The organism is Pseudomonas sp. NFR09 (genome assembly GCF_900111535.1).
GTDB classification, from domain to species: domain Bacteria; phylum Pseudomonadota; class Gammaproteobacteria; order Pseudomonadales; family Pseudomonadaceae; genus Aquipseudomonas; species Aquipseudomonas extremorientalis.
Map to the genome: position 1 here is coordinate 1 of NZ_FOIH01000007.1, position 19,029 is coordinate 19,029.

The following is a 19,029-nucleotide window of genomic DNA, read 5'->3' on the forward strand; positions in this document are numbered from 1 at the left end:
CGCAAGGGCGAACACCGCTACCACTACGACCCACTCAACCGCCTCACCCGCGCCGACCACACCCAAGCCGATCAGGAACGCTTCGGCCACGACCCCGCCAGCAACCTGCTCATGCAAAACCGCCCCGGCCCCGACATCGTCGCCGGCAACCGCCTGATGATCCAGGGCGACCACCACTACGACTACGACGCCTTCGGCAACCTGATTCGCGAACGACGCGGCAAAGGTCACGCACTCGTCACCGAATATCGCTACGACTGCCAGCATCGTCTGATCGGTATTAAAAAACCCAACGGCCAGACCGCCAGCTACCGCTACGACCCGTTTGGTCGCCGCATCAGCAAAACCGTCGACGGCATCACCACCGAGTTCTTCTGGCAAGGCGACAACCTCATCGCCGAACACCACGCCAATCGGCACCGCAGCTATCTCTATGAACCGGACAGCTTCCGTCCGCTGGCCTTGCTGGAAGGCTTCGGCCCCAAGGAAACCAAGCCCTACCACTACCAACTTGACCACCTCGGCACCCCGCAGGAACTCACCGCCCCGGATGGCGAAATCGTCTGGTCCGCGCATTACCGCGCCTACGGGGAAATCACCCGCCTCGACATCGGAAAAGTCGACAACCCGCTGCGTTTCCAGGGTCAGTATTTCGATCAGGAAAGCGGGCTGCACTACAACCGCCATCGCTACTACAATCCGGATGTTGGTCGTTACCTGACGCCGGATCCGGTGAAGCTGGCTGGCGGAATTAACACGTACCTGTACGTGCCTAATCCTACGGGCTGGATAGACCCAATAGGATTTGCCTGCGCGCGCGGTAATTGTCCGGGACAAAGAAGCAAATTAAAAAAACCACACGAGAAAGCGCCCCCTGAAATAGGAGATGTGGTTCACTCAGTCACTTATGAACAGGCTTTAAACAAAGCTCTAGTGTGGTTATTAGAAAATAATTTCCGGGCAGAAATACCAAAGCCAGGAAAATTCGGAAAAAGAAAAGGGGATCCCATAGGAATGCAAACATCCGATAGACAAACTGGCTTTCGTGTTGAATACGACCAAAATAGTGGCGCACATATCAATGTATGGACCCATAAAAAAAACGGCCCACATTTTACATTTGAAGGAGACGAAAAATTGGTGATCCAGCTAATTAAAAGGTTTGCAAAGTAATGAGCTATCTTGACGATGAAATCATTGCCGACTTCAAAAAAATCAAAATAAAAATCACCACCCTAACAAAAGTCAAACATGACCTCATGGTAGAAAACATCAGTCAAAACATCCCATTCTCCGTAACAAATATCGCATGGAACTTATTGAAAGATAGTATCTATCTGGGTTTAGCAACATCACAAACGTCAATGGATGCACTTGCAGAAAAAATCACACACACCACAAAAGCGGACATCATTATTATAGGCGACGCCACCGATGAGGCTTATTCAATAGGTATCAAGCAGCTCTCCCCAGCATTGAGGATATTTTCGACGATTCCGCAGCATACATACATAACTCAAGAAGGCTTAGATTGGATAGCAGGCATATCTTTTGAAGGCCATATATATTTTTGCAAACTCTAACCCCCCAAAAAACACAATCCGACATCAAGAAAAAACCGAGTAAAAATAAATGTTCCAAAACACATGCTAGATAAAACTGAAACCCAAGGGTTGCTGCGTTTACCTATCGAATTTATACATCGACTTTGATTGCGGGCCTGATGATAGGGTCGACAGTTTTGACCTCTGGCGGTTATATGTTTACGCATATTAGCTGCCGCAAAAATATAAAAAGTACACCGACAAAGAGTACCTGGCGCATGAATTCGATGAATACTTGAAACTGGGCAAAGCCAAGAAAATCCCAGGCTCCATGTCCAGTCTGTACTTCATTCAGCAATGAACATGACTGCCCAGCCTGATGAGCAATCAGGCCCTCACCCCCACGCCACCACCAACAACCCCACCCCCAACACCAAACACAACGGCGAATAAAAATACGTATACCACCTCGCGAACCCCGCTGCGCTTCCAGGGCCAGTATTTCGATCAGGAAAGCGGGCTGCATTACAACCGCCATCGTTACTACAATCCGGATGTTGGGCGTTACCTGACGCCGGACCCGGTGAAGCTGGCGGGTGGGATCAATGCGTACTAGTGCGTGCCCAACCCGGAATTATTGAGCGCTACACATCGGGTCCAAAAAATGGGGAACCTAAATACCCACCTGCTGCAACACATTATCTCAGCCATAGAGATCAGTTAAACTCGATATACAGAGCCCAGCTTATTTTCAGACGAAACGGACACGCTGCATCACTAGAACCAATGGATATGGGCAAAATTGTTGGCGAAGGATACTCAAGAGAGGGAATGGAATATAGCCAACAACGTAAAGCAAGGGTGATATTAAACAATCAAGGCCACCCAAAAACTGCGTACACGGAGAAATGACTAAAAATGAAAAACAAGCCTAGCATGTCAATAATTCGTGGATTACTGTTCACTTACGATATCGAAAACACTGACGACTTAGAGCGAGAGAAACTAATTGCATCAAAAGACGTAAATAACGAAAAAGAACTTACAGATCTTTTTGACGAATTAACCAAACCAGAATTTCTCAATTACACAAGGAGTGAGCAGGAGTGGTTCATTGCCTCGATCACACATTTCTTAGCCATCAATGATAATTTTAATGCAGTTTTCAAAAGCATGACAACCTATTTCAGCGCACCTTTAATTAATCAGAGAAAGTTTATGCAGGTCTTATTGATATGTTTAAAAAACTACTACGACTCGCCAAGATCGGTAAATTAAGAAAACAAGCGCATCTGGCTTCTGCCGGGGTAGGTATCGAAGAATTCTAAGAAGCCAGCCTCCCTCCTTGTGGCAATCGAGCTTGCTCGCGTTGGGTCGCGAAGCGGCCCCAGTCCAGGCGATGGGTTTTTTAAGTAAATCGGCATTGCCTGTTTTTTGGGCTGCTGCGCAGCCCAGCGCAGGACAAGCCTGCTCGCCACAAGAAGGCTGCGCCCGGTTTGATAGAAACAATCCCACTCGACCATTCACCGCATTCCCGAAGTGAGCAGACGATGCTGAAATGCCCATTTATGAACACTCCATACACCCCTAATATCTCTCATATACTAGGAGCTTTATCCATATACGATCTTGAGGAAACAGTTGGAAAAGAACTATGGAAATATGATCCTAACAATCAGAAAGACAGGGAAGAGATCATAGTTTCTTTTATCCTCAAAGACCTTATGTACCTATCATACAGACATCGTTTCGTATTGATGTCAGCTCTCAGGGATGCACTGGACAACCACGACTTTGACTTCTCAAAAGAATTCAAAAGCGACTACGACGAATACATAACGATGGCCTGGGACGAAACAGAAATCGCCGATCCGCGGGGCTTTTTCGCCGACATCTATCGACTAGCCAATGAGGTTTGGCGAGATGACCTCCAAAAGGCCAGCCTCGAAGACCAGTCAACCTGGTAACCGAAACACCGCCCTCCAAGGCAACACCGCCCCTCTGTGGCGAGCAGGCTTGCCCTGCGTTGGGCCGCGAAGCGGCCCCAATCCAGACGATGGGTGTTTTCAGGTAAATCGGCATTGCCTGTTTTTGGGGCTGCTGCGCAGCCCAACGCAGGGCAAGCCTGCTCACCACAGGAAGGCTGCGAACCACAACAAGCGGGATCACCCAAACAAAGGGAGTTCACCAACCCTCTTTAAGCATCCGCAACTCCAAATGCTGCAACAACATGATGGTCTTGCCATCCACAATCTCGCCGTTTTGCACCCTTGCCAAAGCCTCCTCAAAGCCCAGCTCCAGCACTTCGATATCTTCGCCCTCCTCTTCCAAGCCACCGCCAGTCCCAACCCGATCACCCGGCTGGTACTCCCCCATGAAAAAGTGAATCCGCTCGGTCACCGACCCCGGGCTCATGAACGCTACGTAGATTTTCTCGACATGGCCGACGCGATAGCCGGTCTCTTCCTCGGCCTCCAGGCGAATGCGCTCTTCGGGGCTGGCGTTATCCAGCAGCCCGGCCGCCGCTTCGATCAGGTAACCATGGTAGTCGTTGACGAACGTCGGCATGCGGAACTGGCGAATCAGCAACACCGTACGCTGGGCGCGGTTGTACAGCAGGATGGTCGCGCCATTGCCGCGGTCGTACACCTCGCGGGTCTGGGTTTGCCAGCTGCCGTCGCGGCGGCGCAGGTCGAAGCTGTACTTTTTCAGCAGGTACCAGTTCTTCGAAAGGGTCTCTTCGGCGGTGATGCGAACGGGGCTGGTGTCCATGGTCGTACTCTCAAGAAAGGGCGAGTGTTTGTTTCATGCGATCCCAGGCAAATGGATCATTGCTGGCGCGCAGGATGTAACCCACATGCGTCGCCGGTGACGATCACCCACCCTAACAATCTCTGCACGTCTTGTTCAATGCAGTAACACTTTGTAAGAAACACCCATGGGCGGCTGTCGAATTAATACCTGCCTGGGCAAGCCATCTGGTAAAACCCCTGCTTGACCTTTTACCTGGAACCTTCATGTCCTCACGTTTTTTCTCGCGCCTGAGCCTGCGCTGGTTTCCGCTGCTGTGCATGGCGCTGTTGATCGTCGGCCTGCCGGTGGGCTGCGCCGTGCTGCAACACAAGGAACGCGAACTGGTGTTTCGCATCGAGCCAGGCACCGCCAGTTGGTACAGCGGCTTGCCCAAGGCGGTGCAGGAATTCGAACTCAAGCCGGCCAGCTTCAAATCGGGGCAGAACATCCATGGCTGGTGGTACCCGGCGGACAAGAAAGATGCTCCCGCGATCCTCTACCTGCACGGCGTGCGCTGGAACCTCACCGGGCAGCTGTTTCGCATCGAGCAACTGCACGCCCTGGGTTATTCGGTGCTGGCCATCGACTATCGCGGCTTCGGCAAGAGCCACGGCGAGCTGCCGTCGGAAACCACCGTGTACGAAGACGCACGCATCGCATGGGAACGCTTCCAGGTGCTGCAACCCGACCCACAGAAACGCCTGATCTACGGGCACTCGCTGGGGGGCGCGGTAGCCATCGACCTGGCTGCCGAATTGGGCAAACAGACACCGTTGCCGGTACGTGGCCTCGTCATCGAATCCACCTTTACGTCGCTGGCGGATGTGGCCACCGCCGTGGCGAATACCTCACTGCCGGTGCGTTGGTTGCTGTCACAGAAGTTCGACTCCATCGACAAGATCGCCGACATCCATATGCCGCTGCTGGTGGTGCATGGCCTTGACGACCGCTACGTACCGCCGCGCTTCAGCCAGCAGTTGTTTGAAGCCGCCCGGGAGCCCAAGCGGCTGTTACTGGTGCCCGGTGCCAGCCACAACAACAGCATGAGCCTGGCCGGTCGCAGTTATGGCCAGGCGCTGGACAAACTGATGCAAGCGAAGATGCCGACGCAGGTTGTCACCCACTCCACAGGCCGCAACGGCGACTCGTAAAAATGTTTTTCGGCACTGGGTTCGTGCTTGCCTGTCAAGCGCAAACCCAGGCCATGCTGGGCCAAATCCGAAGTTGATCAAATATTGATCTTGGCTTAAATCGCCAACCCTGCCGGGGCTTCGCAAAGTTATCCACAGAGATACCCACGGTTTTCGTGGACAACTCTTTTTATTTTTTTACGCTTTTTTTGCTCAGTAAACGTTTTCCGGGAATGTCCCCGGCAACAAAATTTCGCGATTCACATCGCGTATATCGTTATACCCACACAGCGCCATCGTCACGTCCAACTCGCGGGCAATGATCTCGAGCGCCTTGGTCACACCCGCCTGGCCCATCGCCCCCAGGCCATACAAATGCGGCCGGCCGATCATCGTGCCTTTGGCACCCAACGCCACCGCCTTGAGCACGTCCTGGCCGGAGCGAATGCCGCCGTCGAGCCACACCTCGATGCGCTCCCCCACCGCTGCCACAATCGCCGGCAACTGGCTGATGCTCGACGGCGCGCCATCCAATTGCCGTCCTCCGTGGTTGCTCACCACCAGCGCATCGGCACCGGCATTTGCGGCCAAGCGTGCATCCTCCACATCAAGAATGCCCTTGATGATCAACTTGCCGCCCCAGCACTGCTTGATCCACTCCACATCGTCCCAACTCAGGCGCGGGTCGAATTGCTGGGCGGTCCAGGACGACAGCGAACTCATGTCGGCCACGCCTTTTACATGCCCGACGATATTGCCGAAGCCGCGTCGTTTAGTGCCCAGCATGCCCATCACCCAACGCGGTTTGGTGGCCATGTTGAGAATATTCGGCAACGTCAGTTTGGGCGGCGCGGACAGGCCATTGATCAAGTCCTTGTGGCGTTGCCCGAGGATCTGCAAGTCGAGGGTCAGCACCAATGCATCCACGCCGGCGGCCTTGGCGCGCTCGATCAATTGCTCGATAAAGGCGCGGTCGCGCATCACGTACAACTGGAACCAGAACGGCTGGCCGACGTGCTCGGCGATGTCTTCCAGCGAACAGATGCTCATGGTCGACAAGGTGTAGCGCAGGCCAAATGCAGCGGCAGCGCGGGCGGTGAGAATCTCGCCATCGGCATGCTGCATGCCGGCCAAACCGGTCGGCGCCAGCGCGAGGGGCATGGCCATGTCCTGGCCGATCATGCTGGCGCGGATCGAGCGCTCGTCGATATTGCGCGCCACCCGCTGGCGGAACTTGATGCGGGCAAAGTCGCTTTCGTTGGCGCGGTAGGTGCTCTCAGTCCAGGAGCCGGAATCGGCATAGTCGTAGAACATCCGTGGCACACGTTTTTGCGCGAGCTTGCGTAAATCTTCGATGGTTGTGATCAACGACATCTAGGTCACCTCTCCCTGGACTGAATGCTGAGAGTAACCGCCCATCGCCCGCACAACCAGCCATTGCGTTTACGGCATGAGACGACTAATCTCGCACAAACCCGCAAAAAGACGCAAAACCATGCACAACACACATCAAGCCATCGACCTGCCTTCTTTGCGCAAACAGAAGATTTTGTTGCTGCTGGAACGCGACGGCAAAGTCACCGCCTCGGAGCTGGTGGAGCACTTCGCCGTGTCCCAGGACACCATCCGCCGCGACCTTGGCGAGCTCGCCGCTGCCGGCCTGCTGCAACGCGTGCACGGCGGCGCCCTGCCCCGACCCAAAGACACCGGCAAGGATTTTTTCACCCGAGTGGGCGAAACCAACGACGCCAAGCGCCACCTCGCCCGCCTGGCCGCCGAACGGGTCGAGGATGGCCAGATCGTGCTGTTCGATTCCGGCTCCACCACCCTGCAGATCGCTCAGTCCTTGCCGCACTCGATCCGCCTGACGGTGGTCACGACCTCGCCGATGATCGCCATCGCCCTGGCGGACCATCCCGATGTAAAAGTGATCCTCACCGGCGGCCAACTCAACCCGGCGACGCTGTCCACCAGCGGCCATGAAACCGTGCGGTTGATCCAGAGCATCAAGGCCGACCTGCTGTTTACCGGCGTGTGCGCGCTGCATCCGCAAGTCGGTATCAGTTCGCTGCATTTTGACGAGGTCGCGGTCAAGCAAGCCTTGCTCGACAGTGCGTCCCATGTGGTGGCGGTGACCATGGCCGACAAGATCGGCGCCGTGGAGCCGTTTGTGGTGGCACCGTGCAGCCGCATACACACCTTGATTACCGAATGGCACGTGCCGAATGTGCAAGCGTATGAACAGCTAGGTGTGGAAGTGCTGCGGGTAGAGGTCGAGTAGGCACAGCGCATCGGAGGTTGCCAGGCCGCTGGCCGTGTTGTCGAAGATGCACCAGGTGGGCACGCCATCCTCCATGGACGCGCTGACCAAGCGGGCATAGGCCTGGACCCGTTCAGGTCCATAGCCGCTGTGATAAATGCGCGGCGTCCCGTGCAGGCGCCAATAACGCACGCCCTGCCAACCGGCCGGTGTGTCTCCCGACGCAATAAGCGGCGGGTCGGCCGCCACTCGCCCGACCTGCAGGTGGCGCAACATCTCCTCAGCCGCAAGCCAACTCCCATGACGTGGCTCAAGCACTACGTGGCCCATGAAACGTTGGCGCAACGCCGTGAAGAATGCGTTGGCAACGAGCGGTTCGTAATGCAACGAAGGCGGTAATTGCACCAACAGGCAACCCAGCTTTTCGCCCAGTTGCAGGCATTGCCCAAGAAACTCATCCAGTGCAGCCTCACAGCCTTGCAGGCGCAGCTCATGAGTGAGGCGCTTGGGCACTTTGACCGAGAAACGGAAGCCTGAGGGCACCGAATCCGCCCAGCGTGCATACGTCTTCGCCAGGTGCGGACGATAGAAGGAGCTGTTGATTTCCACCGCATTGAAGCGTGAAGCATAGCGCTGCAGGTGCGTGCCCTCACCGCTGAACCTCGGCCAGTATTCACGCGGCAAACTCCAGCCGGCACAGCCCACATAGGGAGCTGCAGTCAAAACAGCACCTTGGCAGCATCGCGCATGAAAATCTCGATGGTCTTGGGGCCCACCCCGTCGAATTCCCCAAGGCGTTTTTCGAAGGCCTCACGGCTTTCGCTGACACTGCGCATATGGGTGATCTTGCCGGCGTATTCGGCGTTCAACCTGGCGCTGAGGTCGAGCAAGCGTTGCGCGGTGGTTTCGTCATAGCGCACGTAATGCGCGCGTCCCAGCATGGCCACCAATTCACGCGATGTGCAGTGCTGCAGCTTGCGCGCAGTGTCACGGCCTTCTTCCTCGACAATCACCTTATAGGCCTGCGCGGCAATCGGTGCCTGGATACGCTTGCCCATCAGGAAGCTGGCGATAAACCACTTGAACAGACTGTGGTCGTCGCCGGGCTTGAGTTCAATGCCCAACTCCGACGCGCTGATGGCGCGGGCCATGTTCAGTGGCCCAGTTTGCGCTCGGCCTTGGCGGCCTGTTCATTGATGGCATCGGTCTGACGCTCGATGTCTTTGATCTCGGTGGGCGTCACTACTTTATCGACGGTTTCGGTCCTGGGATTCGGGCGTTCCAGAGTCTGGCCCTTGTCAGCCTTTTCGGTGCCCCGCTGGGCTTCTTCAGAGCTGATGGGTGCTGGGGTTTTATCGGCATTCATGGTGAGTCTCCAGTCAATTGAAGGCCCGTGAAAATGACGGGCGCTTAAGCAGCAGAGGCCTGCCGATGTGGATAGTTCAAGGAAATTGCCCGCGCCAACCGCCCGGAAAATAAGCGCAAATTAATTTAAACCTTTGTCGCCCGCGCTGGATCAACTCTCTCAGATCCCATTCCCCATCAGGAGACACTCGATCATGAGTTCACACCTAAACGGCAAGAATATTCTGGTTATCACCTCCAATACCGGCATTGAGCGCGATGAACTGCTCAAACCGTTGGAAGCACTGCGCGGGCATGGCGCGACGGTGACCCACGCCTCCAGCAAGGGCGGCACCACACAGACCTTCGTCGGCGACACCGAGAAAGACCAGACGGTGGAATCCGCTGCAAAACTGTCCGAGCTCTCCGGTGCTGATTTCGATGCACTGGTCATTCCCGGCGGCACCGTCAATGCGGACACGCTTCGCCAGGATGCAGCCGCACTGAAGCTGATCAACGAATTCGTGCAGGCGGGTAAAACCGTAGCGGCGATTTGTCACGGACCCTGGGCACTGATTGACGCAGGCGTGATCAAGGGCAAGACCCTGACCTCCTACAAGAGCGTGCGTATTGACCTGGAAAACGCCGGTGCCGCCGGCTGGGTCGATGCCGAGGTCAAGGAATGCAAGGCCAACGGCTGGACCCTGATTACTTCGCGTACGCCGGACGATCTGCCGGCATTCAATGAGGCAATTGCAAGGGCTGTGGCAAGCTGATGCCCGAGCGCTGAACGAAAACAGGCGCCGTCGAGGCGCCTGTTTTTTATGGGCTGATGCCTCAGCTTTTACGATGCTCCGGCATTTCCCGTTTCGGCCCGAACATCGCCCAGGCGATCAGCCCCAACAGCGGCACAAAAATCAGCACCACCAGCCATAATCCTTTGGACTCCCAGCCCCCCGTGCTGCGCAAAACGATATTGATCGCCCACAACTCCAGCAGCAACAGAATCACCGCCAGCCCAATCCAGATATATTGAATTTCCATGCTTCACCTCCTAGGTCGTATGCGTTAGGTCAAGCATCGGCCGTGAGGGTTCATTTAAATTTGCGCGAACCTTGCGCCGTGGTGGAATGCAATGCGCCACAGGGCCAACCATGCAACCTGCACGAACAGCACCGTCACGCACTCGCTGTAGGCCATTGAATTTGTAGAGGTATTTCAAAAAGCTCAGGTTGGTACACCTGATGCACTCCTGCACTGGACGAGGCGTGCATTTCGACACGCCCTGAGTTTCCCGTGAGGTGTCACCCATGAATGCGATTGACCTGCTCAAAGCCGACCACGAACGCGTCAAAGCCCTGTTGACTCAACTGAGTGAATCCACCGAACGCGGGGTCAAGAAACGCACTGAACTGCTGGCCAAGCTGGAAGCGGAAATCAGCCTGCACACCAAGCTGGAGGAAGAAATCCTGTACCCGGCGTTCAGAAAAGCCGGCGGCAAGGAACAAGACATCATGTACCACGAGGCCAAGGAAGAGCACCGTACCGTCGACGCCCTGGTACTGCCCGACCTGAAGCAGACCGAACCTTCGACAACAGAGTTTTCCGGCCGCGTCAAAGTGGTCAAGGAGCTGTTGGAACACCATATCGAAGAGGAGGAAAGCGAGATGTTTCCTCAAGCGAGAAAATTACTCGGGAAAGCACAACTTGAAGAACTGGGCGCCGAGATGGAAGCGATGAAAACAGCGCATAAAAAGCAGCAGGCAACCAAGACCCTGGCAGCCTGAAGCATGTTTCACCGAAGCCTCACGGGTAGTGCCGGGGCTTCGGTGCAGGGTGCTGGCGAAGGTTCGGGCGCCAATCCCCAATCGCCCTGTTCGTACCAGTCATCACCGAGCATTTCGGCCGGATGCATGGTGCGATCGGCACCGTTGCCGCAGGCCAGGTCAGAGGCGCCGCAATAGCGGTCACACCCCCAGCAGATGCGTTCAGGGTGTTTGGGATGCAGCGGAAATGGCTTGGCCATGAAGCAGCTTCCTACCGGTGAACTGTAGGTCAAGTCTAATGCCACGATACCAACCCGGCCTTGACACGGATCAAGCCGGGCAATCATGAAATATCCTGCAAATTTGACAAGAATCATTATTATTCACGGCAGACCTTCCTAGACTCGGGCCCTCTCCCCTTTCCCGTCAGGAAGCCCTCATGCGTACCTCATCCCTGCTGCCCATTCTCCTGTTGATGACCACCTTCGCGGTGTCCGCCAAGGAGTACCCGATCGGCGAACCGCAACACTGCCCGGGGCTGGAAATCGGTGCGGTGTACCTGCAACCGATCGAGATGGCCCCCGCCGGCATGATGCGCGCCACCGCCGATTCCGACGTGCACCTGGAAGCCGATGTGCGCGCCACGGCAGACAACGCCCAAGGCTTTCAGGAAGGCAGTTTCGTGCCTTACCTGAACCTGTCCTTCGCGCTGAAAAAACAAGGTGACACGCCGCCCATCAACGGTGACTTCCACGCCATGGTCGCCAATGACGGCCCGCACTATGGCGACAACGTCAAACTACAAGGGCCGGGCAAGTACAGCCTGACCTTCACCGTTACCCCTCCTTCCGGCCACCCCTTCCTGGGCCGTCACACCGACAAGGAAACCGGCGTCGCCCCTTGGTTCGAACGCTGCGAAGTGCATTACGAATTCGTCTATGCCGGCATCGGCAAGAAAGGCGGCTATTGATGCGCCGCGCCCTGCTGCTCGGCGTTTTTTCGCTGAACGGTGCAGCCTTGGTGGCGCCTTTGCCCAGCTATGAGCTGACTCTGCAAGACGGCCGCTTCACGCCGCCCCAGTTGGCGGTCAAGGCCGGCGAGCGTTTCAAGATCGTACTCAAGAACCTCGGCCAAGGCCCGGCCGAATTCGAGAGCACACCGTTGCGGGTGGAGAAAGTCTTGTCCCCTGGGGTGACCACCTTTGTGGTGATCCATCCTCTGAAGCCAGGCACCTATCCGTTCTTCGACGAATTCAACCCCCAACTGCCCCAAGGCAGCATCCGCGCCGAATAGGAGCTGTTGATGAACACATCGATGTTTATTGTGTGGCGCGAAAGCGTCGAGGCGCTGCTGGTGATCGGCATTCTGCAGGCCTGGATCAGCTGCCAGGCCGGTCGCTCACGCCTGGCCCGCTACCTCTGGGCCGGCATCCTGCTGGGCCTGCTCGGTTCCGCCGGGCTGGCGGGGTTGATGCTGTGGGCCGGCGAAACCATGACCGGCCCCGAGGGTGAATGGCTGCAAGCGGCGCTGACCCTGGCCGCCAGCGGCCTGATGGTGCAGATGGTGTTCTGGATGCATCGCCATGCGCCCACGCTCAAACACCGGCTGGTCAATGAAGCCGACCAGCACCTGGCCCGGCACGGCGGTTGGGGCGTGTTGCTGCTGGCCCTGCTGGCAGTGAGCCGCGAAGGCAGCGAGACCGTGGTGTTTTTGTATGGCGCCGGTGCCCGTCTGCACGACGAAGCTCTGGGCCTGTTCGCCGTCGGTGGCGTGCTGGGGCTGCTGCTGGCCGGGCTGAGCGTGGTGCTGTTGCGCAGCAGCCGACGCTTTATTTCCTGGGCACGTTTTTTTGCCGTCAGCGAAGCCTTGCTGTTGCTGCTGGGCGGCGCTTTGCTGGTGTCTGCGGTGGACCGCATCAGTGGGCAACTGTTGGCGATGGACATGCCCGACTGGGTCTACTCGGCCTTTGGCGACAGCCGCTGGGACAGCAGCCTGCTGCTCAGTGACAGCCATGGCCTGGGCGCGTTGCTGGCAGACTTCGCCGGCTACCGTGCCGCGCCCAGCCTGATCACGGTAATGGTGTTGCTCGGCTATTGGCTGCTGGTGGGTAACGGCCTGCGCCGGTCACGGCAAGCCGCATGAGCTGGCTACAGCGACTGGGCGATGGCATGCGCCGCCATGGGCGGCTGATCCGAATCGTGCAATGGATGGTGGTGCTGATGTACGCCGTGCTGCTGGTGTTGCCGACGCTGCTGCCCCTGCCGGACAGCCAGGCGCGCCTGCTCAACAACCTCACGCTGCTTGCACAATTCATCTTCTGGGGCCTCTGGTGGCCCTTCGTGTTGCTGTCGATGGTGCTGTTCGGGCGCCTGTGGTGCGGCGTGCTCTGCCCGGAAGGTGCCTTGAGCGAATGGGCCAGCCAGCACGGACGCGGCCTGGGCATTCCGCGCTGGCTACGCTGGGGCGGCTGGCCGACCCTGGGTTTTTGCTTGACCACGCTCTATGGCCAGTTGATCAGCGTGTACGACTACGCCCCGGCCGCGCTGCTGATCCTCGGTGGCTCGACTCTCGCGGCGGTTGTGGTGGGCCTGCTGTTCGTGCGCGGCAAACGCGTCTGGTGCCGCTATCTGTGCCCGGTCAGCGGCGTCTTCGCCCTGCTCGCCCGCCTGGCGCCGGTGCACTTCGCCGTGGATGAACAACGCTGGAAGGCCAACGCCGCGCCGCGCCTGCCGTTGCCCAACTGCGCGCCGCTGCTGGACATCCGTCGCCTGCAAGGCGCCAGCGAATGCCACGCCTGCGGCCGCTGCAGCGGGCAACGCGGCGCGGTGCAATTGATCGCCCGCTCATGCAACCAGGAAATTCTGCAGGCTCCGTTGCAACACGGTTCGGCCTGGGACGTACGCCTGCTGCTGTTCGGCGTGATCGGCCTGGCCATGGGCGCGTTTCAGTGGACGCTGAGCCCCTGGTTCATCGCCCTCAAGCAACACCTGGCCGAGTGGATGGTGAGCCGCGACTGGCTATGGCCGCTGCAAGACAACGCCCCCTGGTGGTTGCTCACCCATTATCCGCAACTCAATGACAGTTTCAGTTGGCTGGATGGGGCGTGCATCGTGCTGTATCTGGCCGCCAGTTCGCTGGTGGTGGGCGGCGGGTGCTGGCTGTTGTTGCACCTGGCTGCGCGCTGGGCGAGTGATGGCGCAATGTTTCGGCCCCTGGCATTGACGTTGACGCCCCTGGCGGGCGCAGGATTGTTCCTGGGGTTGTCGGCGACCACGGTGAAGCTGTTGCGGTATGAAGGCTTGGTATTGGCGTGGGTGCAACCGCTGCGAGCGGGGATCTTGATGGCGGCGATCGGCTGGTGCCTGTGGTTGGCGTGGCAACGACTCGAGGGACTGCCTCGCGGACGGGCGTTCCTATGCATGCTGATGAGTACCGGGTTGATCGGCTATGGCTGGTGGCTGCAGTTCTGGGGCTGGGCCCACTGAAGCAAGCGCTATATCAGAACCTGCCAGGATTGAAACTGTGGGAAGGGGCTTGCCCCCCGATGGCAGTGGGTCAGCCAGTCCATCTGTCACTGATACTGCGTCATCGGGGACAAGCCCCCCTCCCACATTTGCCAACCCGCGCACTGCTGCGGTGCATGGCTGGGGGCCAGCCAGGTCGTGCAAGGCGTAGGGTGATCACCCGCGCAAGACAAACGCGGGAAACAACTCGCGCAAACGGCCCCACAGCTCGGGTAACGCGGCCTGTGCCGGCGCACTCGGCAATTGCCGGTCGAGCATGCTGACGGTGCGCACCATTTGCACGGCGAAGCGCTGCACACCGGTGGCTTGCAGACGCTGGGCCAGCAGCAACAACCGGGGTGGGTCGATCAAGTGCCAATGCACCGTGGTGCGGCATTCATAGTCCACGCCACTGGCGAGCAAAGTGTCGAGGCTACGCCAATTGGCGGCGCCGCTGCCCTTGACCTGGGTGATCGACTGGCAGTCTTCGGCCAGGGCCTTCACGTCGAACCCGACCCAGTCGGCATGACGCAACGCATTGGCAAACCCTGCCGGTTTGATCCCCGCGCTGTGCAAGCCGATGTGAAAACCCATCGCCCGCACTTCATCCATCGCCGCCGGCAAGCCTTCCTGCAAGGTCGGCTCGCCGCCGCTGAACACCACGGCATCGAGCAGGTCCCGGCGCCGTTGCAGAAACAGCAGCACCCGGCGCCAATCCACTTGCGTGCTGGCGCGCGGCGGGATCAGGTCCGGGTTGTGGCAATAACGACAACGCCAGGCACAGCCCTGGCAGAACAGCACGCAGGCGAGCATGCCGGGGTAGTCGAGGGTGGTCAGGGGCACCAGGCCCCCGACCCGTAGCGCTCGGCTCATTGACGCCCGGCCGCCGCAGCCGTTTCGGTGAAGTGCACGCGCTCCTTGTGCTCGGACTGCTTGCCGGGGTTGAACGCCGACACCGGCCGGTGATAACCCATCACCCGGGTCCAGACTTCGCAGCGCTGACGTTGTGGCTGGGATACTTGCATGGTGAATCTCCTTGGGGTTGAAAAGCTTGGTTTAACGGACGGCTGCCAGCACTTCATCGCACTTGGGGCAGAACTCGTGTTCACCGGCCAGATAGCCATGCACCGGGCAGATCGAAAACGTCGGCGTCACCGTGAGGTACGGCAGGCGGAAGCGCCCCAGCGCCTTGCGCACCAACTGCTTGCAGGCCTGGGTCGAGGAAATCTGCTCGGCCATGTACAGGTGCAACACGGTGCCGCCGGTGTATTTGCATTGCAGTTCGTCTTGCAGTTCCAGGGCTTCGAACGGGTCCTGGGTAAAGCCCACCGGCAGTTGCGACGAGTTGGTGTAGTACGGCGCGACATCGCTGCCCGCCTGCAGGATGCCGGGGTAGCGCTTGCGGTCTTCCTTGGCGAAGCGATAGGTGGTGCCTTCGGCCGGCGTCGCCTCCAGGTTGTAGAGATGGCCGGTGTCCTCCTGGAAGCGCAGCAAGGTGGCGCGCACATGGTCGAGCAACTTGAGCGCAAAGGCGCGGCCCTGCTCGGTGTGCATGCCCTGTTCATCGCCGCTGAAATTGCGCAGCATCTCGTGCATGCCATTGAGGCCGATGGTGGAGAAGTGGTTGCGCAGCGTGCCCAGGTAGCGCTTGGTGTAGGGGTAGAGACCGGCGTCCATGTGATGCTGGATCACCTTGCGCTTGACCTCCAGGCTCTCCATGGCCATGTCCATCAGGCTGTCCAGGCGTTGCAGCAAGCCCGAGGTGTCACCCTTGAACAGGTAGCCCAGGCGCGCACAGTTGATGGTCACCACCCCCAGGCTGCCGGTCTGCTCCGCCGAGCCAAACAGCCCGCCGCCACGCTTGAGCAATTCGCGCACGTCCAGTTGCAGGCGACAGCACATCGAGCGCACCTGGTTGGGCTGCATGTCCGAATTGAGGAAGTTCTGGAAGTACGGCAGGCCGTAACGTGCGGTCATCTCGAACAGGCGATCGGCGTTGTCACTGTCCCAGGGAAAATCATGAGTGATGTTGTAGGTCGGGATCGGGAAGGTGAACACCCGGCCCTTGGCGTCCCCGGCCTGCATCACTTCGATGTAGGCGCGGTTGATCAACGCCATTTCGGCTTGCAGGTCGCCATAGGCAAACGGCATTTCCTCGCCGCCGATCACCGGCACCTGTTCACGCAGATCTTCGGGGCAAACCCAGTCGAACGTCAGGTTGGTAAACGGCGTCTGGGTGCCCCAGCGTGACGGCACGTTGAGGTTGTAGATGAACTCCTGCACCGCCTGGCGCACTTGCGGATAGCTCAGCTGATCCTTGCGCACATAGGGCGCCAGGTAGGTGTCGAAGGAACTGAACGCCTGTGCACCGGCCCATTCGTTCTGCAGGGTGCCGAGGAAGTTGACCATCTGCCCGAGCGCGCTGCTCAAGTGCTTGGGCGGCCCGGCCTCCACACGCCCCGGCACGCCATTGAGGCCTTCGTGCAACAACGAACGCAGGGACCAGCCGGCGCAGTAACCGGCGAGCATGTCCAGGTCATGGATATGCAGGTCGGCTTCGCGGTGCGCACGGCCGATCTGCTCGCTGTAGACCTCATCCAGCCAGTAATTGGCGGTGACCTTGCCCGCCACATTCAGCACCAGCCCACCGAGGGAGTAGCCCTGGTTGGCATTGGCCTGCACGCGCCAGTCTTCGCGGTCGAGGTATTCGTTCATGGAGGTGGCGACTTCCACCAGGGTCTTGCGGTCGCGGCGCAGGCGGCCGTGTTGTTCGCGGTAGACGATGTAGGCGCGCATCGACAGGAAGTAGCCGGCGTCCATCAACACGCGTTCGACACTGTCCTGGATTTGTTCGACGTCCAGTTGGTCGATGCCCCTCAGGCGGGCCAGGACGGCGCCCAGCAGCAGGTCGACGTCGGGGGGCTGGTATTCGCCGGTGGCGGTGCCGGCGGCGATCAGGGCCTGGCGGATTTTTTCGGCGTCGAAGGGGACGAGCGTGCCGTCGCGTTTGTGCAGGCGGGTGCTGGCCAGGGGGGTGAGCGTGGTTTGCATTGGGGAGGCTCCAAACACTACATATAGGTATTTTTTAGTCTTTAAACACAATATGCGGTGATATTACGAAGATTGGTCTTGGGTGCCCTTGATCGGGGTCAAGGTTTTTCAGATCGGGGGCATATCCGTTTCTTCGGTAACGGCGGCTCACTTTTGAAAAGCACAAAAGTAAGCAAAACGCTCTTGCCCTAACACTCGGCACCTCGCTTAGGCTCGGTGTGCCCGTAATTCGACAGTGATTTGGGGGGCCGCCTAAAATCAAAATCAAAAGCCAGATCAAAAGCAGATCAAAAGCAGGCGGATATCTAACTGATGTATGGAGATCAAACTGTGGGAGGGGGCTTGCCCCCGATGGCGGTGTGTCAGCCAACTCATCAGTGACTGACCCACTGCCATCGGGGGCAAGCCCCCTCCCACACTTTGACCGAGTACCGGCCATACAATCCGGTCGGCTCTAAGGCCGCCGCGCTCTTGCTTTTGATCTGGGATCGCCCCGTCAAACACGCTGGCCGAACGCAGGCTTGAATCCGTGGGTAACCCGGCAGGACGCCGGGTTAGCCGCACTGGGCCATGGATGGCCCATTGCGGCGGAACCATAAGCCGCCGTGACCGAAGAAACGGATATGTACACGACGACCAAACAACCCACGATCACCCCCCACTCACGCTCATAAACCTCACCACCTGCACCTCCCCCGCCCCCGTAAAATCATGCCCCAAAGGCTTCCCCCGCAATGCCCGATGCAACGCCTCAACCAACGGCCCATCCTCCAAGGGATAGCGCCTGAGCAACCCACGCAGGTCCAGCGCATCCTCCTGCCCCAGACACAACAACAACCGCCCCTCCACCGTCATCCGCACCCGATTGCAACTGCCGCAAAAACTCTGCGAATTAGGCGAAATAAACCCGATCCGCGTCCGCGGATGCCCCACCAACCGCACATACCTGGCCGGCCCACCGCTGCTCTCGGTGCTGTCGAGCAACACATGCTCACGGGCAATCACCCCACGCACGTCATCACTGGCACAGAACGTCTCCCCGCGCGAACGCCCCACATCCCCCAAGGGCATTTCCTCGATAAAACTGATATCGATCCCGTGCTTGATCGCATACCGCACCAACCCCGGCACCTCGTCGAAATTGCGCCCTTTCATCACCACGCAATTGAGCTTGACCCGCTCGAACCCCGCATCCCGCGCCGCCTCGATACCGTCCAGTACCTGGCGCAGGTCACCGTTGCGGGTGATCGCCCGAAACCGCTCGGGGTCCAGGCTGTCGAGGCTGATGTTCATGCGCTTGACCCCTGCGTCCACCAGGGGGCGCGCCAATCGCGCCAGTTGCGAGCCGTTGCTGGTCATCACCAGTTCACGCAAGCCCGGCAGCGCCGCGATGTTGCGGCACAGCCCGACAATCCCCGGCCGGATCAGCGGCTCACCGCCGGTCAGGCGGATCTTGCGCACGCCCTGGCCCACGAACAGCCGGGCCAGGCGCTCCAGTTCCTCCAGGCTCAACACCTGCTGGCGCGGCAGGAAGGTCATGGTCTTCGCCATGCAGTACACACAGCGAAAATCACACCGGTCGGTCACCGACAAGCGCAGGTAATCGATGGTACGGCCGAGCCCATCCACCAGGCTCAT

23 protein-coding genes and 3 pseudogenes are annotated in these 19,029 nt (G+C 58.6%); 14 read left to right on the forward strand and 12 right to left on the reverse strand.

The genetic code is table 11. The features are described 5' to 3' along the window. The 3 genes from BMX59_RS16240 to BMX59_RS31150 form a co-directional block, all read left to right on the forward strand. The coding region (locus tag BMX59_RS16240) for an RHS repeat-associated core domain-containing protein (protein WP_139212894.1) at nucleotides 1-1,173 on the forward strand (1,173 nt) is incomplete at its 5' end. Beyond that, nucleotides 1,173-1,583, forward strand: coding sequence for a hypothetical protein (locus tag BMX59_RS16245; protein ID WP_093123396.1), 411 nt, complete (start codon nucleotides 1,173-1,175; stop codon nucleotides 1,581-1,583). The genes BMX59_RS16240 and BMX59_RS16245, both read left to right, overlap by 1 nt. Nucleotides 1,584-1,659: 76 nt before the next feature. Then, nucleotides 1,660-1,776 (forward strand): DUF6896 domain-containing protein, encoded by a 117-nt coding sequence (locus tag BMX59_RS31150; protein ID WP_371914380.1) that lies wholly within the window; start codon nucleotides 1,660-1,662, stop codon nucleotides 1,774-1,776. A gap of 163 nt (nucleotides 1,777-1,939) precedes the next feature. On the opposite strand, the pseudogene BMX59_RS30185 reads toward BMX59_RS31150, so the two are convergent. Then, nucleotides 1,940-2,020: pseudogene (locus BMX59_RS30185) on the reverse strand (DUF3995 domain-containing protein); the annotation flags it as partial. Nucleotides 2,021-2,022: 2 nt separating this feature from the next. Between BMX59_RS30185 and BMX59_RS31155 the strand changes: the two are divergent. From BMX59_RS31155 to BMX59_RS16270, 3 genes and pseudogenes are all read left to right on the forward strand, one after another. Then, nucleotides 2,023-2,456, forward strand: a pseudogene (locus tag BMX59_RS31155) (RHS repeat-associated core domain-containing protein); the annotation flags it as partial. A 6-nt stretch (nucleotides 2,457-2,462) separates the two neighbouring features. After that, the gene (locus tag BMX59_RS16260) at nucleotides 2,463-2,822 is read left to right on the forward strand and encodes a hypothetical protein (protein WP_092245497.1); all 360 of its coding nucleotides are present in this window, start codon (nucleotides 2,463-2,465) and stop codon (nucleotides 2,820-2,822) included. 272 nt (nucleotides 2,823-3,094) lie between these two features. Next, nucleotides 3,095-3,511 carry a hypothetical protein gene (locus BMX59_RS16270; protein ID WP_092245491.1) on the forward strand — a complete coding sequence of 139 codons (417 nt, stop codon included), beginning with the start codon at nucleotides 3,095-3,097 and terminating at the stop codon, nucleotides 3,509-3,511. 217 nt (nucleotides 3,512-3,728) lie between these two features. On the opposite strand, the gene BMX59_RS16275 is transcribed toward BMX59_RS16270, so the two are convergent. Further along, nucleotides 3,729-4,316: an NUDIX domain-containing protein gene (locus tag BMX59_RS16275; protein ID WP_093123400.1), complete on the reverse strand. Its 588-nt coding sequence runs from the start codon at nucleotides 4,314-4,316 to the stop codon at nucleotides 3,729-3,731. A gap of 245 nt (nucleotides 4,317-4,561) precedes the next feature. On the opposite strand from BMX59_RS16275, the gene BMX59_RS16280 reads away from it, so the two are divergent. Then, a complete protein-coding gene (locus BMX59_RS16280; protein ID WP_092245485.1) occupies nucleotides 4,562-5,488 on the forward strand; it encodes an alpha/beta hydrolase in 927 nt (308 codons plus the stop codon). A gap of 192 nt (nucleotides 5,489-5,680) precedes the next feature. Here BMX59_RS16280 and BMX59_RS16285 read toward each other — a convergent pair whose 3' ends face one another. Continuing rightward, nucleotides 5,681-6,841 carry an alpha-hydroxy acid oxidase gene (locus BMX59_RS16285; protein ID WP_093123403.1) on the reverse strand — a complete coding sequence of 387 codons (1,161 nt, stop codon included), beginning with the start codon at nucleotides 6,839-6,841 and terminating at the stop codon, nucleotides 5,681-5,683. A 121-nt stretch (nucleotides 6,842-6,962) separates the two neighbouring features. On the opposite strand from BMX59_RS16285, the gene BMX59_RS16290 reads away from it, so the two are divergent. After that, nucleotides 6,963-7,748 carry a DeoR/GlpR family DNA-binding transcription regulator gene (locus BMX59_RS16290; protein ID WP_093123406.1) on the forward strand — a complete coding sequence of 262 codons (786 nt, stop codon included), beginning with the start codon at nucleotides 6,963-6,965 and terminating at the stop codon, nucleotides 7,746-7,748. Here the strand turns inward: BMX59_RS16290 and BMX59_RS16295 are convergent. From BMX59_RS16295 to BMX59_RS16305, 3 genes are read right to left on the reverse strand one after another with little or no spacing between them, the layout of a single operon-like run. Continuing rightward, nucleotides 7,713-8,450 carry a DUF72 domain-containing protein gene (locus tag BMX59_RS16295; RefSeq protein WP_093123411.1) on the reverse strand — a complete coding sequence of 246 codons (738 nt, stop codon included), beginning with the start codon at nucleotides 8,448-8,450 and terminating at the stop codon, nucleotides 7,713-7,715. The genes BMX59_RS16290 and BMX59_RS16295 overlap by 36 nt on opposite strands. Then, nucleotides 8,447-8,878, reverse strand: coding sequence for a DNA methylase (locus BMX59_RS16300; protein ID WP_071491704.1), 432 nt, complete (start codon nucleotides 8,876-8,878; stop codon nucleotides 8,447-8,449). The genes BMX59_RS16295 and BMX59_RS16300 overlap by 4 nt, the downstream gene beginning before the upstream one ends. Nucleotides 8,879-8,880: 2 nt before the next feature. After that, a complete protein-coding gene (locus BMX59_RS16305) occupies nucleotides 8,881-9,093 on the reverse strand; it encodes a hypothetical protein (protein WP_092245474.1) in 213 nt (70 codons plus the stop codon). A 193-nt stretch (nucleotides 9,094-9,286) separates the two neighbouring features. Here BMX59_RS16305 and BMX59_RS16310 point away from each other — a divergent pair, with 193 nt between their 5' ends. Beyond that, nucleotides 9,287-9,847 carry a type 1 glutamine amidotransferase domain-containing protein gene (locus tag BMX59_RS16310; protein WP_071491706.1) on the forward strand — a complete coding sequence of 187 codons (561 nt, stop codon included), beginning with the start codon at nucleotides 9,287-9,289 and terminating at the stop codon, nucleotides 9,845-9,847. A gap of 61 nt (nucleotides 9,848-9,908) precedes the next feature. Here the strand turns inward: BMX59_RS16310 and BMX59_RS16315 are convergent, their stop codons facing one another. Next, nucleotides 9,909-10,115, reverse strand: coding sequence for a PLDc N-terminal domain-containing protein (locus BMX59_RS16315; RefSeq protein ID WP_071491707.1), 207 nt, complete (start codon nucleotides 10,113-10,115; stop codon nucleotides 9,909-9,911). 266 nt (nucleotides 10,116-10,381) lie between these two features. Between BMX59_RS16315 and BMX59_RS16320 the strand changes: the two genes are divergently transcribed. Beyond that, nucleotides 10,382-10,858 carry a hemerythrin domain-containing protein gene (locus BMX59_RS16320; RefSeq protein ID WP_092245471.1) on the forward strand — a complete coding sequence of 159 codons (477 nt, stop codon included), beginning with the start codon at nucleotides 10,382-10,384 and terminating at the stop codon, nucleotides 10,856-10,858. 8 nt (nucleotides 10,859-10,866) lie between these two features. On the opposite strand, the gene BMX59_RS16325 is transcribed toward BMX59_RS16320, so the two are convergent. Then, complete coding sequence (locus BMX59_RS16325) at nucleotides 10,867-11,097, reverse strand: DUF3079 domain-containing protein (protein ID WP_093123420.1); 231 nt, start codon at nucleotides 11,095-11,097, stop codon at nucleotides 10,867-10,869. A gap of 179 nt (nucleotides 11,098-11,276) precedes the next feature. On the opposite strand from BMX59_RS16325, the gene BMX59_RS16330 reads away from it, so the two are divergent. Genes BMX59_RS16330 through BMX59_RS16345 form a run of 4 tightly spaced genes read left to right on the forward strand, consistent with a single transcriptional unit; the run spans nucleotide 11,277 to nucleotide 14,322 of the window. Beyond that, nucleotides 11,277-11,807, forward strand: a complete 531-nt coding sequence (locus tag BMX59_RS16330; protein WP_093123425.1) for an iron transporter — start codon at nucleotides 11,277-11,279, stop codon at nucleotides 11,805-11,807. Next, nucleotides 11,807-12,130 (forward strand): cupredoxin domain-containing protein, encoded by a 324-nt coding sequence (locus BMX59_RS16335; protein ID WP_093123429.1) that lies wholly within the window; start codon nucleotides 11,807-11,809, stop codon nucleotides 12,128-12,130. The genes BMX59_RS16330 and BMX59_RS16335 overlap by 1 nt, the downstream gene beginning before the upstream one ends. 9 nt (nucleotides 12,131-12,139) lie before the next feature. Further along, nucleotides 12,140-12,979: an FTR1 family iron permease gene (locus BMX59_RS16340; protein ID WP_093123433.1), complete on the forward strand. Its 840-nt coding sequence runs from the start codon at nucleotides 12,140-12,142 to the stop codon at nucleotides 12,977-12,979. Continuing rightward, nucleotides 12,976-14,322 carry a 4Fe-4S binding protein gene (locus BMX59_RS16345; protein ID WP_093123436.1) on the forward strand — a complete coding sequence of 449 codons (1,347 nt, stop codon included), beginning with the start codon at nucleotides 12,976-12,978 and terminating at the stop codon, nucleotides 14,320-14,322. The genes BMX59_RS16340 and BMX59_RS16345 overlap by 4 nt, the downstream gene beginning before the upstream one ends. A 195-nt stretch (nucleotides 14,323-14,517) precedes the next feature. On the opposite strand, the gene BMX59_RS16350 is transcribed toward BMX59_RS16345, so the two are convergent. From BMX59_RS16350 to moaA, 4 genes and pseudogenes are all read right to left on the reverse strand, one after another. After that, nucleotides 14,518-15,213 (reverse strand): anaerobic ribonucleoside-triphosphate reductase activating protein, encoded by a 696-nt coding sequence (locus tag BMX59_RS16350; RefSeq protein ID WP_092245454.1) that lies wholly within the window; start codon nucleotides 15,211-15,213, stop codon nucleotides 14,518-14,520. Beyond that, a complete protein-coding gene (gene nrdD / locus BMX59_RS16355) occupies nucleotides 15,210-15,365 on the reverse strand; it encodes an anaerobic ribonucleoside-triphosphate reductase (protein ID WP_093123442.1) in 156 nt (51 codons plus the stop codon). Before nrdD ends, BMX59_RS16350 begins: the two co-directional genes overlap by 4 nt. A 31-nt stretch (nucleotides 15,366-15,396) precedes the next feature. Further along, nucleotides 15,397-17,405, reverse strand: a pseudogene (locus BMX59_RS16360) (ribonucleoside triphosphate reductase). A gap of 637 nt (nucleotides 17,406-18,042) precedes the next feature. Further along, nucleotides 18,043-19,029, reverse strand: coding sequence for a GTP 3',8-cyclase MoaA (moaA, locus tag BMX59_RS16365; RefSeq protein WP_093123450.1), 987 nt, complete (start codon nucleotides 19,027-19,029; stop codon nucleotides 18,043-18,045).

Excerpts from the sequence above, each read along its gene's own strand:
- BMX59_RS16300 (WP_071491704.1), bottom strand. The coding sequence starts at position 8,878 with ATGGCCCGCGCCATCAGCGCGTCGGAGTTGGGCATTGAACTCAAGCCC.
- BMX59_RS16325 (WP_093123420.1), bottom strand. The coding sequence starts at position 11,097 with ATGGCCAAGCCATTTCCGCTGCATCCCAAACACCCTGAACGCATCTGC.
- BMX59_RS16330 (WP_093123425.1), top strand. The coding sequence starts at position 11,277 with ATGCGTACCTCATCCCTGCTGCCCATTCTCCTGTTGATGACCACCTTC.
- BMX59_RS16350 (WP_092245454.1), bottom strand. The coding sequence starts at position 15,213 with ATGAGCCGAGCGCTACGGGTCGGGGGCCTGGTGCCCCTGACCACCCTC.
- BMX59_RS16285 (WP_093123403.1), bottom strand. The coding sequence starts at position 6,841 with ATGTCGTTGATCACAACCATCGAAGATTTACGCAAGCTCGCGCAAAAA.
- BMX59_RS16305 (WP_092245474.1), bottom strand. The coding sequence starts at position 9,093 with ATGAATGCCGATAAAACCCCAGCACCCATCAGCTCTGAAGAAGCCCAG.
- BMX59_RS16245 (WP_093123396.1), top strand. The coding sequence starts at position 1,173 with ATGAGCTATCTTGACGATGAAATCATTGCCGACTTCAAAAAAATCAAA.
- BMX59_RS16310 (WP_071491706.1), top strand. The coding sequence starts at position 9,287 with ATGAGTTCACACCTAAACGGCAAGAATATTCTGGTTATCACCTCCAAT.
- BMX59_RS16275 (WP_093123400.1), bottom strand. The coding sequence starts at position 4,316 with ATGGACACCAGCCCCGTTCGCATCACCGCCGAAGAGACCCTTTCGAAG.
- BMX59_RS16260 (WP_092245497.1), top strand. The coding sequence starts at position 2,463 with ATGAAAAACAAGCCTAGCATGTCAATAATTCGTGGATTACTGTTCACT.
- BMX59_RS16335 (WP_093123429.1), top strand. The coding sequence starts at position 11,807 with ATGCGCCGCGCCCTGCTGCTCGGCGTTTTTTCGCTGAACGGTGCAGCC.
- BMX59_RS16290 (WP_093123406.1), top strand. The coding sequence starts at position 6,963 with ATGCACAACACACATCAAGCCATCGACCTGCCTTCTTTGCGCAAACAG.
- BMX59_RS16340 (WP_093123433.1), top strand. The coding sequence starts at position 12,140 with ATGAACACATCGATGTTTATTGTGTGGCGCGAAAGCGTCGAGGCGCTG.
- BMX59_RS16280 (WP_092245485.1), top strand. The coding sequence starts at position 4,562 with ATGTCCTCACGTTTTTTCTCGCGCCTGAGCCTGCGCTGGTTTCCGCTG.
- BMX59_RS16270 (WP_092245491.1), top strand. The coding sequence starts at position 3,095 with ATGCTGAAATGCCCATTTATGAACACTCCATACACCCCTAATATCTCT.
- BMX59_RS16320 (WP_092245471.1), top strand. The coding sequence starts at position 10,382 with ATGAATGCGATTGACCTGCTCAAAGCCGACCACGAACGCGTCAAAGCC.
- BMX59_RS16345 (WP_093123436.1), top strand. The coding sequence starts at position 12,976 with ATGAGCTGGCTACAGCGACTGGGCGATGGCATGCGCCGCCATGGGCGG.
- BMX59_RS16315 (WP_071491707.1), bottom strand. The coding sequence starts at position 10,115 with ATGGAAATTCAATATATCTGGATTGGGCTGGCGGTGATTCTGTTGCTG.
- moaA (WP_093123450.1), bottom strand. The coding sequence starts at position 19,029 with ATGAGCCTGGTGGATGGGCTCGGCCGTACCATCGATTACCTGCGCTTG.
- nrdD (WP_093123442.1), bottom strand. The coding sequence starts at position 15,365 with ATGCAAGTATCCCAGCCACAACGTCAGCGCTGCGAAGTCTGGACCCGG.